This window comes from Holdemania massiliensis AP2, from assembly GCF_000327285.1.
GTDB classification, from domain to species: Bacteria; Bacillota_I; Bacilli_A; order Erysipelotrichales; family Erysipelotrichaceae; genus Holdemania; species Holdemania massiliensis.
The window spans coordinates 149842-163043 of record NZ_HE998569.1 but is presented as its reverse complement, the minus strand read 5'-3'; the positions used below and the strand labels follow the sequence as shown (position 1 = coordinate 163043).

Annotated in this window: 14 protein-coding genes; 1 reads left to right on the top strand and 13 read right to left on the bottom strand. The window is 49.5% G+C overall.

Going from position 1 to position 13202, the window contains the following annotated elements; translation table 11 throughout:
* Window positions 1-13 precede the first annotated feature (13 nt).
* The 10 genes from BN162_RS13125 to BN162_RS13080 form a co-directional block, all read right to left on the bottom strand.
* Window positions 14-754, bottom strand: a complete 741-nt coding sequence (locus BN162_RS13125) for an amino acid ABC transporter ATP-binding protein (protein ID WP_020225586.1) — start codon at window positions 752-754, stop codon at window positions 14-16.
* Between the two features lie 10 nt (window positions 755-764).
* Window positions 765-1424, bottom strand: a complete 660-nt coding sequence (locus BN162_RS13120) for an amino acid ABC transporter permease (RefSeq protein ID WP_020225585.1) — start codon at window positions 1422-1424, stop codon at window positions 765-767.
* Window positions 1425-1445: 21 nt separating this feature from the next.
* Complete coding sequence (locus tag BN162_RS13115) at window positions 1446-2249, bottom strand: amino acid ABC transporter substrate-binding protein (RefSeq protein ID WP_020225584.1); 804 nt, start codon at window positions 2247-2249, stop codon at window positions 1446-1448.
* Window positions 2250-2385: 136 nt separating this feature from the next.
* A complete protein-coding gene (locus BN162_RS13110) occupies window positions 2386-3000 on the bottom strand; it encodes a LysE family translocator (RefSeq protein WP_020225583.1) in 615 nt (204 codons plus the stop codon).
* Complete coding sequence (locus tag BN162_RS13105) at window positions 2993-3568, bottom strand: flavodoxin family protein (RefSeq protein WP_020225582.1); 576 nt, start codon at window positions 3566-3568, stop codon at window positions 2993-2995. Before BN162_RS13105 ends, BN162_RS13110 begins: the two co-directional genes overlap by 8 nt.
* A gap of 25 nt (window positions 3569-3593) precedes the next feature.
* A complete protein-coding gene (locus BN162_RS13100; protein ID WP_020225581.1) occupies window positions 3594-4178 on the bottom strand; it encodes a cyclophilin-like fold protein in 585 nt (194 codons plus the stop codon).
* Window positions 4179-4248: 70 nt separating this feature from the next.
* Window positions 4249-6588: an FtsX-like permease family protein gene (locus tag BN162_RS13095; protein ID WP_020225580.1), complete on the bottom strand. Its 2340-nt coding sequence runs from the start codon at window positions 6586-6588 to the stop codon at window positions 4249-4251.
* Between the two features lie 3 nt (window positions 6589-6591).
* Window positions 6592-7353, bottom strand: coding sequence for an ABC transporter ATP-binding protein (locus tag BN162_RS13090; RefSeq protein WP_020225579.1), 762 nt, complete (start codon window positions 7351-7353; stop codon window positions 6592-6594).
* Entirely contained in the window at window positions 7343-8701 is a 1359-nt protein-coding gene (locus BN162_RS13085) for a phenylacetate--CoA ligase family protein (protein WP_020225578.1), read from the bottom strand. The genes BN162_RS13090 and BN162_RS13085 overlap by 11 nt, the downstream gene beginning before the upstream one ends.
* A complete protein-coding gene (locus BN162_RS13080; protein WP_020225577.1) occupies window positions 8698-9840 on the bottom strand; it encodes a carcinine hydrolase/isopenicillin-N N-acyltransferase family protein in 1143 nt (380 codons plus the stop codon). The genes BN162_RS13085 and BN162_RS13080 overlap by 4 nt, the downstream gene beginning before the upstream one ends.
* A gap of 137 nt (window positions 9841-9977) precedes the next feature.
* Here BN162_RS13080 and BN162_RS13075 point away from each other — a divergent pair, with 137 nt between their 5' ends.
* On the top strand, window positions 9978-10865 hold the full coding sequence (locus BN162_RS13075; RefSeq protein WP_020225576.1) for a LysR family transcriptional regulator: 888 nt from the start codon (window positions 9978-9980) through the stop codon (window positions 10863-10865).
* A gap of 91 nt (window positions 10866-10956) precedes the next feature.
* On the opposite strand, the gene BN162_RS13070 is transcribed toward BN162_RS13075, so the two are convergent.
* The 3 genes from BN162_RS13070 to BN162_RS13060 all read right to left on the bottom strand — a co-directional run bounded on the left by BN162_RS13070 (window position 10957) and on the right by BN162_RS13060 (window position 13049).
* A complete protein-coding gene (locus BN162_RS13070) occupies window positions 10957-11739 on the bottom strand; it encodes a helix-turn-helix domain-containing protein (protein ID WP_020225575.1) in 783 nt (260 codons plus the stop codon).
* A 63-nt stretch (window positions 11740-11802) separates the two neighbouring features.
* Window positions 11803-12309 carry a GyrI-like domain-containing protein gene (locus BN162_RS13065; RefSeq protein WP_020225574.1) on the bottom strand — a complete coding sequence of 169 codons (507 nt, stop codon included), beginning with the start codon at window positions 12307-12309 and terminating at the stop codon, window positions 11803-11805.
* Window positions 12310-12329: 20 nt separating this feature from the next.
* Entirely contained in the window at window positions 12330-13049 is a 720-nt protein-coding gene (locus BN162_RS13060) for a GntR family transcriptional regulator (protein WP_020225573.1), read from the bottom strand.
* Window positions 13050-13202 lie beyond the last annotated feature (153 nt).

The following is a 13202-nucleotide window of genomic DNA, read 5'->3' as shown; positions in this document are numbered from 1 at the left end:
TCGCTTTTATGAATCAATGCTCCCGCAGCGTCTTCAAAAACTGTTGGGTCTGGACTTGTTGGGGAGCATCGAAGAACAAGTCCGGCGGATTCTGCTCGACGATCACCCCTTCATCCATGAACAGAACCTGACTGGATACCTGCCGGGCAAAGTTCATTTCATGCGTCACGATCAGCATCGTCATGCCTTCCTGAGCCAACTGCTTCATGACCTGCAGGACCTCGCCGATCAGCTCCGGATCCAGGGCCGAGGTCGGTTCGTCAAACAAAATCAGCTCAGGTTGAGTGGCGATCGCTCGGGCAATCCCGATGCGCTGCTGCTGACCGCCAGAAAGCTGATGCGGATAGGCCTCCGCCCGATCCCGCAGCCCGACCTTTTCCAACGCCTGAAAAGCGATTTCAACGGCTTGATCCTTAGGCATTTTACGGGCGATAATCAGTCCTTCCGTCACATTCTCCAATGCCGTCTTATTGCGGAATAAATTGTAATTTTGAAATACAAACGCGGTTTTCCGGCGAATCCGGATTTTATCCTGGCGGCTCACATGGGCCAGCTCAAACGTTTCCTGATCCAAGGTCATCGTTCCCTGATCGGCATCCTCCAAAAAATTAATACAGCGTAAGAACGTCGTTTTCCCCGAACCGCTGCGGCCGAGGATCGTTACAACGTCGCCCTTGTTCACTCTCAGATCCACTCCTTTTAAGACCTCCCGGTCTGCAAAGGATTTATGGATATTGCGGACTTCCAGCATCATAGCCTCCCTTCTAATCCAGCTTCAGCCGGGCTTCCCAATAACGCTGCAGCCGGGTCAGCACCGTACAGAAAATCAGATATACCAGTCCGACCTCGCAATATAAGGCAAACGGCTCATACGTCCGGGCGGCGATTCGCTGTGCGGCCATGAACATTTCCATGATCGTGATGTTGGCCGCCAGTGAAGTATCCTTAATCAGCCCGATCAGCGAATTGCTTAACGGCGGGAAAGCTGTGCGCAAAGCCTGCGGCAGAATAATCCGGCGCATGCATTGGGCATAGGTCATGCCGACACAGTAACCGGCTTCCATCTGACCTGGCGGTACCGCTTCAATCGCGGCCCGGATTGTTTCCGACGCATAGGCACCGGTATTGATTGAAAAGACGATAATCGCCGAAAGAAACGCGTCCAGCACAATCCCCAGGCTGGGCAGACCGTAGAATACGACGAACAGCTGAACTAGTAACGGTGTACCGCGAATGATCCAGACATACAGCCGAGCTAAGGGTTTAAGCATCGGTACCTCGGCAATCTGAACAATCGCCGTAAACAGTGCAATCACTAATGCAATCGCAAAGGAAATCACGGTCAGCGGAATCGTCATCGTTAATCCTGGCAGAAGAATCTGCCAGAAGGATTGAATAAAGATCGTAATCAGTCGTTCGCTCATGGTTGCCCACCCCTTTTTCGTTTACTGCGGATTGGTTATATCTGAACCAAAGTATTTTTCTGACAAAGCGGCCAGTTCACCGCTGCTTTTCATTTCGTCCAGCGCTTCATTGATCGCCTGCAGCAATTTCGCATTGTCTTTGCGAACCGGAATCAACGAAGAAGTCGTGGAATCGCTCAACGCTACAATTTTCACCGGTGCCTCCGGATGTTGATTCAAATAGTCGTAAAACGCGGTTTCGGCATTGAGTGTAGCGTCAGCCCGACCGGTATTTAAAAGATCGATGCATTGCGCCAGCGTATCCACGCTGACTAATTCGGCACCATAGCTTTCCGCCTGCAAACCCCAGCTGCTCGTCAGATTCTGGGCGCTGCGTCGGCCCTTCAGATCGTCAAAGCTCTGAATTTCAGCATTGTCCGCAGCGACGAGCAGTGCGCCGTGAACATAGGTGTAGGGCTGAGAGAAATTATATTTCTGCGCCCGCTGCTCAGAGTATTCAACTTCATTGACCACCACGTCGATCCGTCCGGCATCCATCCCAGCAAACAGCGAATCCCATTCGGCTTCCACAAACTGGGCTTCCACCCCCAGCTTGGCAGCTACCGCCTGCGCGACTTCGACGTCAAAGCCGACCAGCGCACCACTTTCATCATGGTAGCTGTTGGGGGAATAGGTTCCCTCAGTCCCAATGATCAGTGTGCCGCGCTGCTGAATCTCATCCAGTAAATCCAGATCCATGTCCGGCTGCGGCGATGTTGACGCACATCCCGTAAACAGCCCCAGTGTCAAAATCAGAGCGATTATTCGGGTAATCATTTTATTCATATTCTTTCCTCCCTATCCTGATTTCAGTTTAGACCTTGCTTCCACAAATATCAAATACCTATATCAAATATCCATCCATGCCTGTTTTCTATATGTAACAAGGACTTTCGTTATTTTCTTAGATAAACCAGATTGTTCAGTACAGCGCACTGATACCGATCACAACCCCCAGTATAAGCAGCAGAGCTGCCAGAACTTGATTGACAAGCCAATATTTTTCTTCATTCATCTGCTTTCTAAGCCCACTGGCCAGCGCGGCCAACACACACCACCAGGTCAGGGTTCCGCAGCCGATGCCGATCACAACCAAACCTGCCTCCGCTCCACTTGTTACCGCACCCAGGCCAAAATAGCTAAAGGCAAACAGAAACGTCAGGATGGCAGCGGGATTGGTGATTCCGATCAAAAAGGCCGAAAGAAAACCAGACCTGCGGGAGGGGGAAGCGGAAGTCGCCGTCATTTCCAACGCTTCACTTTTCCGTCCCATCCTCCAGCCCAGCACAAGGATCACCAAACAGCCGCCGAATCGGATTTCACGCTGCCAGGCTGTCAGAAAATCAGTGATCAGCGATAAACCAAACATGCCAACAAAAGCATAGACACAGTCAGCCAAAGAAGATCCCAATCCGGTTATCACCCCCGCCGCAAAACCCTCCTTCAAACTACGTTGAATTGTCAACGCTCCGACTGCACCAACGGGAATCCCAAACATGAAGCCGATTAAGAGTCCCTTGCCTAATGCCTCAAGCATGGGCCTTCAGTAATTTTGGCCGATTTCCAAGCAGTCTGCCAAAGCTTTCTGCCTTCTGCAGCGCTGCTGGTTTAGCTTCCCAATGCCTGCCATGTCCAGGACAGCCGCCAATCAGACAAGAGCCAAGATCCTGCCATCCCAGAGCCTGGGTTAAAAAATGATAATAGGCCAGCGGCTGTTCAAAAGTCCAGAATTGCTCATCCCCGGCGCTCATCAGCAGAGCGCAGTCCTTGATGGGATATTGATCTTTTTCGGACAGGACATACAATCGTTCAATGAAAGCCTTCATGGATGCTGAAATCGTCCAAAAGTACAGCGGCGAAGCCAAGATCAAGGTATCGCAGGCTTGAATTGCCGGCAGAATCTGATCCATAGCATCCCGCTGAACACAGTGATGCGTCAGCTGACATGCTCCGCAGCCCCGGCAGCCATGAAGCGGTTCATTTCCTAACAAAAACAGCTGTGTCTGATGTCCGGCTTCATTTGCCCCCTGAGCACAGGCCTGTGCCAAAGCCAGCGTGTTGCTTTCTGGCGCAGCACTGCCTACAACAATCACAATATTTCGCATATTTCGCTCCTTTCTCCCCCTTGAATTAAGGCCGGGAGATGGAAACAATTTTGTTGCTCCAACCTTCGACAACCGGATTGGATTCAACGGCATCAACAAACTCCGATGTCGCATCAAAAGTTCCGATGCGGGTCAATTCGCCCACAACCTCAGCATCATGATAGAATAACAAAATCCGATTCGGCTCGCTGTAGTAAACCTCACCGGCCAGCTGTTCTGTCACCTCCTGCGGATCAGACGGAATTGTGTAACGGCTAGGGATATCGTAATACTGCATCACCTCATAATTTTCATAATCATCATAATGATAGATCGGTAAATTCCAATCCGCTTCGCCGACGTAGCGGGCAATTGCCGCGGCCGTTTCATTCTCATCCAAAGTCAGGATAAATGGTTCCCCATCATAGCCAAAACGCACCTGCAGATCTGGCAGTTCTCCTGTTTCCGTATCCGCGGAAGCTGTGGGGACTGACGCCGTGAGTTCATTGCCAGGCGTCGTCATCGGCGTCGGAGTTGGTATTGGGTCAGCGGGACGGTTGTTGGAAGTGCTGCAGCCGCTAATCAGCATCGCTGCCAGTAAAATACGACTTGTCCATTTCATTTTTTGCATTCTTCAATTCTCCTTTGTCTTTTAGTTTTATAAGAAAGTTCAATTCAAACTCATCGTGGGATGCGTTTTTCTACTCCAGCAGGGCTTTGATCGAAACAGCTCGCAGCCGCCCTGAGAAAATCCACGCTGCAAGCATAAAGGCGATGGTCATCGCCAGGACAGCAAGCCCTGTCTGAATTAATGAAAACGTTGTTGTAAATTGTGCTATACCGAAGGCTTTCAGCAGCTGAGTCAATATCGAATCGGCAAAAAGCTGAGCCAAAAGTGCGCCGATCAAACCCCCGGCTGCCCCGGTCAGCGCAAACCGCAGCGTCAACATCCAGCGCAGTCGGATACTGGAAAAACCAATACTTTTCAGCACGGTCATGTCGCGCTGATCCTGCCGCATCATAGCCCTGCCGGCTAACGCCGTCACAAGGGTCACAAACACGAGGGCAACGCCAGCCATCGCTGCGCTTAACCCCTTCATCGTCATCACGATGCCATCCAAGCCCGACCAGCTGTTGGTATGGACGTCCAGCTCAAAGCGATATGTTTCCTGAAGGGTGCGCATGATCGCCGCACTGTCAGTACCGGGAGACAACCGATAATGCCGGCACCAGATGAACCCGTCACCGCCGCCGATCCGTGCAAATCCTTCCCGGCTCATGCCGATATTCGCCCCCATTTCATTTGCGCATTGCGAGAGTCCAGCAATCGTGTACAGTGCGGTTTCACTGCCATAGCGGACAGTGACCGTATCGCCGATCGCCACGTTTAAATCGTCCGCCACCGTTGGTGTTACGACGATCTCCTGTGCGCTGGATGCGGTTCGGCCAGATAAAATGTGAAACCAATGGGGATCACTGATGACGTTCGCCGTGATTTCTCTGTCATTCATCGTCACGCTGGGCATCGCCAATTCATAGGTGTCAAGGATTTCCCCCTGACTTGTAATCTGGGCTTCGATTGCCGGCCAGTCCACAGCCTGTAACGGTTGGATGCCCAAATCATGATCCGCCGCACTGAAGGCATCCATCAGCCCTTCCCCCTGTGGTCCCAGCCAGTTCTGCAGCCTGGCCGTGAGGCTGATAAAGAACACCAGCAGCAAGCTGACCAACATCAAGCCCAGGGCCTGGGTACCATGCGTGATCAGATTTCGCAGCACCAGCCGCAGCGGCAGACCGTGCTCCTTCAGCACAGGAATTGCAGCAAACGCGGAAGTTGTGTGCTGCTGAGCATCCACGATCGCCTGAATTGGCCGCACGGAGTGAAGCTGACGGGTTTTGAATCGCGCAAATCCGATGACCAGTAGGCTCACCGCCAGGCTCAGCGCCACCCCCCACCCCAGCGGAAAAGCAGAAGGAATCCGAATCGCTGTCGAGGTCATCGTCATCCGATGAACGATTCGGCTGATTCCCGGCGTCACCAGGCCTGCAAGAAGTGCGCTGACGGCAGTGACGATGGCAATCTCAGCCGTCCACAGCCGCTGCAGCTGCCGCCCGGTCAGACCCATCGTTTTTAAAACTGCAATGTCTTTCTGATCCTGCCGAATCGCACTGATCAGAAAATGCGCGATGACGATCAGGGAAACCCCGGTCAGCACTAGGGCAAAAGCACTGAGAAAACCGATGAAAATATTCTGCAGAAGCAGCATAAACCCGGCAATCGCCGCTTGCGAATAGAGAAATTCCGTACTTTGAGAAAGCGTGGTCTGGGCGTTCACCGTTTGCGTGAACGCCGCTGTGCTCAATGAACTGTCCGGCTGTTTGAATACATGCAGCATCGCGCCGGGCCGGGCTAATTGATCAAACTCAGAAAGTTCTGCAAGCTGTGCCAAAACCTGATCATAGACCCGAGGGCTGACAAGAAAGCTCTTCATATCAATCATTGAGCTGCCCATAAACGGATCTTCAAAATAACCGCCGACCTGCAGCGTCAGCACCTCCTCAGAACGGCCTAACAGAAATTCAATTTCATCGCCGATCTCCAGCTGCATCGATGCGCGCAGTGCCGGAGAAATCCAGACCTGATGATCCTCCATTATCGCTGAGCTTTCATGCCAGTCGGCATCCAGCAGAAGATAGGGTTTATCCTTAGGCTGATAGGCCAGCAGCTGACCCTCGTTATCAGAGCGGTATCCATGCGCACTGTAGGCAGCATAGACAAGCGGCTGAACGTCAACCTGTGAGACTTCCGGCAGCCCTGAAATCTGCGCCGCTAAAGCCGCAATGTCCTGGGTATCATTGACCCAAGCTGTCACATCGCCATAACCCAGACGATTTAACTCCTGAGTGATCGTCTGCTGGGAATGAACTGCGACCGTGACGCTCAGCAGCAAGGTCAGAAAAACCAGACTCAGCAGTCCGCCGATACCGAAGAAGCTGCCTTTGTGCTGATGGAGTCCGGCGCGGATCATTGTTTTCCACATCGTCTACCAATTCCTTTCGATCAGCCAGCCGCTGATTTCTTTCTGCCGCTGATGATCGTATTCCGCATCATAGCGAGGCAACGTTTTTTCCATCACGATCTGTCCTTCTTCCACATACAAAATCCGATTACCGCGCACGGCCGCCGCAACATCGTGCGTGACCATCACCAGACTTTGTCCCTGACGGCTTAATTCAGTTAAAAGATCGAGTACCTCAAGACTGCTGCTGCGATTGAGCGCTCCCGTTGGCTCGTCCGCAAAGATTATCCCCGGTTTGGCGATGACGGCCCGAGCAATAGCTGCCCGCTGACCTTCCCCGCCGGAAATTTCCGAAGGTCTGTGATGACGGATCGCATCGACGCCCATGCGCTTTAATAACGCCCGCGCCTGCGGTTCAACTGCTTCCGGCTGATATTTACCGCAAAGATATCCGGCGATCATCACGTTTTCCAGCAAAGTAAGATTGCTGACAAGGTGCGTCTGCTGAAAGATGAAGCCAAATTCCCGACCCCGTAGTTTGGCGCTCTGCGCTTCACTCAGCGTGTCAATCCGCTGGCCTCGATAGCAGACTTCACCTTCATCCAGCCTGTCTAAGCCGCTCAGCACCGTTAACAGCGTGGTCTTTCCAGCTCCCGAGGTTCCCATCAGAACCGTGAAATCGCCCTCGTTGATTGTAATATTCACATCATTCAGGATCGTCTCTGTTTTCGCTCTGCGCACGAGTCCACGTCCCTTAAGCAAGCTGTTCTTCGTTTCAAGCTGCATCGAATTCCTCCTTTAAAATTAATCGTTTCTTACCAGTTTTTGGATCAGTCGGAATCCTTGGGATAAAGCGAATCCGAAAATGGACAAACTCCAAATGCTTCGCAGCCAAAATGGCGCTAAGCTGTTTGTGCAGCTCGTAGAGAATCCTTTGTTGATGATCGGATTGGGAAGTCTCACAGATCATTTCAAAAGCATCAGGTGCGGTTTGACAAAACTGGTAGTCCCGCAATCCAACAACGCAAAAACCTTCAACTGCCAGCGGATGCAGAAATTCCCGGCGACCATTTTGATCCGTGAACCACATCAGATCTTCACTGCGTCCCAAAACAATTTCTGATTGCGTAAAGGGACAACGGTCTGACTTTTCATTCCGCAACGTCAGCTGATCAGATAACTCATAACGGATCAGCGGCTGAACGGTGTTGTACAAACAAGTTAAAAACATTTTTCCATTTTCCACTTCAATGATGTTCATATCGTCAAACAACCGCATCCCCTGATCCTCGGCCGCTTCCACACCCAAGGCTAGGGATTCGCTGGCCCCATAGAAGTTGATCACCTCCGCTTTAAGTGTCTGGGTTAAATAGCGCCTCATTCCGGGATTCAGCGGTTCACCGCAGGAAATAATCCGAGTCAGGGAAACGCTGAGCTGTCGGGATTCAACCAGCTCGCCCAGAATTTTAATCGCCGAAGGATAACCGATGACCATTTCCGGCTGAAACGCTCCGATCTGTTCAATCCACTGCGTCAGAGGTGTCTGGATGTCAAGAAATAACTGGCGTGCATGAACACCCTCAATTCCTGCACCAACCGCCATGGCCCCACCGTAACGTCCGTCGGTTGCGGCGATATATAAGATCCGTGGGCGACGCTGAAGCAGCTGAATAATCTGACCGCTTGTCATGCCCCACAGCGCTGCCCGCAGAATTCCTGCCAGCATCGTCTCCCAGGCTTGTTTGTCATAGACAAAATAACCTGGGATCTGCGTGCTGCCGGAGGAATGGACAACATGATATTGATTGAGAAACAAGGCCTGAGTGGGATTGGTCTGTTCGTCAAACTGCCGCAGTGCTGTCTGATTCAGGCGGGGATCCGTGACCAGCTCGTCAAAATGGCGAAGAAATTCTGTTTTGTTGATCGAAGGCAAGGCGGAAAGCGGAATTAAATCCAGCTGTTCTTTAGAGATACCCGCCGTTTTAAAAGCCTGGGCATAATACGGAGAATGTTCTGCCGCGTGTTTAAGCAGCCTGCGCAGCTGACGTTCCTGAAGCTGTTTCAATTTCTCAGGGGACACCGATGCGTTGCCGCGCATTTGCATCAATTTCCATCCCAGTTTTACAAGGTTCATGGTTGCTTCCTTTCGTGTAGGGTTTTCAGCGAGTAGACATAGCCGCTCTGATAATTTTCACGATGATAAACCTGAGCTTCCAAAGTCGCTAAATTAAAGACCCAGCTCCATTCGGTTGACTCGAATTCATTAAAATTATGCTTACTCACACTTTCCAAAGCGTCGCGGACATCCGCCATATTCAGCGTTTCTTTCTGATCCAGCCGCTGATTCAAAATTTCATAGCGAGTATGTGACTGACTGGAGCCACTGCCCTGCTTGGGCCCGGAAGCCACGTAGAAATTCGTTAGTATCGGTGTGGAGGTCACTACCATTTCGTTATCGATATACTCGACGGCGACACTGTTGCCCTGCGCATCAGCAATTGCAAAATGGATCATCATCCCCATCGAAGCATGCAGATCCAGGGTTTCCAGCAGTTCTAAAGCCGTCGGCACATCCTGCGCTTGGTTAAGCAGGAAACGGATCGCCGTTGTTGTCGTGATATCCGTCTGTCCACGTGCTTGTTCAATTGTGGCCTGATCCTCAATCATATTGACGGAAACTGCCAACCCTGCTTCATTCATTCCATCCAACGGCGCGTAGTAAGCCGCCCTGGCCAGCAGGTCATCGCTAAGCAAAGCGCTTAAGGCCCCCATGCTCTGCGTAATAAAGTCAAGATTCACCATTGAAATTGATGCATATCCGGATTCCGGCATACTCAATACGATCAGCGCCCGGCAGGACTGCCAGTCAAAGTTGCGCCCAAACAGGGTTTGGCCTTGAGAATCATTCACCGTCAACGTGCTGCACCCAAAACCTGATGCAGGAAATTGATAGCCGATGGATCCGGAAGTCAGCTGCTGGGTTAAAAACTGCGCAACCGCTTGATCGGAAGCTGCGCCGCCTTCTTCCAGCAGCTGGGCAAAGCCTTGATCCCCCACCAGCTGAACAACGGACAAACCCGGCTCAAGCTCGGTAATCGCTGCAGTTGGGTTGATCGGTATCAAGGTTTCCTCGGACATTTCATCGGCAAGGCTGAAGTCTGGGGAAGACAACGGGGACAAGCGCTGTGTTTCTTTAGTACAGCCTGTGATCATCGCCAGCCCCAGCAGCAGGATTGCTTTCTTGACATGCTTTTTTTGAATGGCTTTTCTCATTTTTCCATCCACCTCCTTGAATGGTTATCATTTTATCAGCGCAATTTCTCAATAGCAAATACTCATATCAAATACTTGTCTATGCTTGAAAGCTATATTAAAAATGTGCTATACTGAGTCTGTCGGAGGATAACTTTATGGAAATTCGCGTTTTACAGTACTTTCTTGCGGTCGCCCGGGAACAAAGTATTTCCGCGGCTGCTGAAGCTCTTCATCTTTCCCAGCCAACGCTTTCCCGTCAGCTCAAAGATTTGGAAGACGAGTTGGGCAAACCGTTGATGATCCGCGGCAACCGCAGGATTACGTTAACGGAAGAAGGCATGCTTCTGCGCAAGCGGGCTCAGGAAATTGTCGATCTGATCCTCAAAACCGAAAATGAACTGACTGCTCCTGAGGAAATTGTTGCCGGCGACATTTATATCGGCGCGGGAGAAACCGACTCGATGCGGCTGTTAGTCCAAACCGCCAAAAACCTGCAGCAGGATTTCCCGCAGATTCATTATCATTTATCCAGCGGCGATGCCTGCGATATCCTTGAGGATCTTGACAAAGGTCTTTTGGATTTTGCCTTGGTCTTAGGGGAGGTGGACTTGTCAAAATACAATACTCTGCCGCTGCCCATGCGGGATACTTGGGGTATATTAATGCGCTGCGACAGTCCTCTGGCTGAAAAAAAGACCCTCACCCTAGAAGATCTGTTTGATTTGCCGCTGATCGTTTCCCGACAGCTGAGTTGCAGCGGAGAATTGATCAAATTGCTGGGAGATCAGGCTGAACATCTGAATATCTTTGCCACTTATAATTTAATCTATAATGGATCCCTGATGGTGGACGAGGGCTTAGGTTATGCGCTGACGCTGGACAAGCTGATTTCGATGACCGGCAGCAGCGCACTCTGCTTCCGACCCTTAACACCGAAAAAAGAAATCGGCATGCGCTTAGTCTGGAAACGATATCAAGTCTTCTCCAAAGCGGCCGAGCAGTTTCTTAAAGCGATAACCCAACAGCTGGAAACATCGGAGTAGCACAATTAACGATCTTCTTTACTTCATCATTGAGAACATCAAAAAAGCACTTACAGTAGTGCTTTTTATTAACTCGCTCTGGTATTTCCGATTATCTCAAATCCAGCTTCGCTTTGATTTTCCGTTTCAACTGAAACAAAAAACGTTTTGAAAATTGTTCATTTTCTGTCAGAAGCTCATAAGCCTCCATCATTGCAGCACTGCTAACAAAACCAAACAAGCCAACACCCCAGACCAGAAAAATGAAGATATGATAAATCGACCAAGGGATAACGTTTTGCCCAGTGAAAATTAATATCAAAAGCCCAAGAATAAACAGAATTGTGCTGGGAAGCGCAATGATTCTATATTTCTTTTTACGGATTGCATATTCTGCAGAGATTTCTTTCAGAAATGCATAATCGAATATCAAGGGCTCTTCGCGTAATTTCTTATATTGTTCTTGATCTGAAAACATACCAATGACCCACACGCAAATCCCTAGAATACCAAATATGGCTATTCCCAACCACCGCTTTGGTGGATCAGCCTCAAATAAAACATAGGGAATTCCTGCCCAAGCAGCACATAAAAACCCCAGTCCCAGATATCGGCTAACTTTTCGTTCATTATCAAGGAAGCCGTTAGCCATTTCCCGACTTACATACAAACCTTCATCTTCCGTTCTTTGTACAGTTTTTTCTTCTTTCAGCAGGACATCGGTCGACACTTCAAAAATATGAGAGAGTAAAAGAATTTTATCTGTTTCGGGATATCCCTGATTATTTTCCCACTTGCTGACAGCCTGTCTCGTTGTTTTCAGCAGGACTGCAAGATCTTCCTGCGACATGCCCTTTCCTTTGCGCAATTGAACCAATTTTTCGCCAAAATTCATAACTTATTCCTCCTCGGTTTTACCAATCCTATCTTAACAAAGACATAGATAGCGGTCTATCTCTCACCGAATGCACTTACGCAACTTTTCGTTGCAGTTCTGTTTAATTGGAAAAAATAAATACATCGCACCATTTTCCTGGGGACAATAATATTCCTGGATTGCTCCGCTTAACGCTAATCCCTGCCGCTTAATTTCCTCCAACCCCAGCTGAACCGCAGTCTGCGGATCACCATCAACCTGACCGTATAAATAATCAAAAGCTGGGACAATCCATTTCACCCAGCCTTTTGGTGCTTCAGTTTCAACCGGAATCTGCACTCCCGCCAGATACAAGCCTACGGACAAATGATTTTCCCAAGGCTGAAAAGTGCGATCCAAGCTGGTCATAGCGCCCCAAAAACCTGCCAAATTTCCCTGATCATCCCGCAGCGCCAGCTCCGTAATCTCATTAAAATGACTGTTGGCTTCTGTCCAAAGCTGTTTAATCCATTCTGAGTTGGAACTGTGTGTGCTGCCCTCTTTTCCTAATACGGCAAATTCAGGCATTGTGCAGTGTAGAAATTCCATCTTTATTCATCCTTTCTCATTTACCCTTCATTAAGAGTTCTGACCATCGACAATTTACATCGATCCGTTCGATAATAATTAAATGCCAGCTCATAAGGTCTGTCCGAAGCGTCATAAAAGACCATTAATGAACGCAGCAGCGGGAATTGTTCATGAACCTGCAGCGCTTCAGCAATTTGTCCGGCAGCGCCAATAGCATCCAACTCCTGCAGACTGTATACCGGGATAATCCCTTTTTCTTTTTTTAAATATTCAAACAAGGACGCAGAAGCTTTAACTTGATCAAAAGTTCCCACAATCGAAGCAATCCAATACGATTCTTCATAAATCAGCGGGAAACCATTGGTCAATCGCGTCCGTCGAATTTGAATCAGCTGCTCCTCGGCTCCGATTCTAAGATATTTCATTAGAAAAGGATCTGGCTTTACCTCATCGATGGAGTGAACGATCGTAGACGGGATATCGCCGCGCAGTAAGGCAGACTTAGTAAAGCTGACGATTTCGTTCATCTTCTTATAAGTAATCCGCTCGCTGATAAACGTACCCTTGCGGTAATCGCGGACCACATAACCTTCATCGATCAAAACATCGATGGCTTTGCGTACCGTCACCCGTGAAACACCAAATCGATCCTGCAGTTCCTTTTCCGAGGGCAAACGGTCACGCGCCTGAAGTATGCCTTGATCAATATCCTGAATGATGGCTTTCACAATTTCATTGTATTTACTTTGCTTTTCCACACAGAACACCTCTTGAATTATTTTACCATGTTTTCCACAACATTCCACACAAACAAAAAACATTTCAATATAATTACATAATGTATTGATTTTACAATACATATAGTCTATTATAAAGTTAGTTCATGGTCCCTAAGGACCGGAAAGGAGATG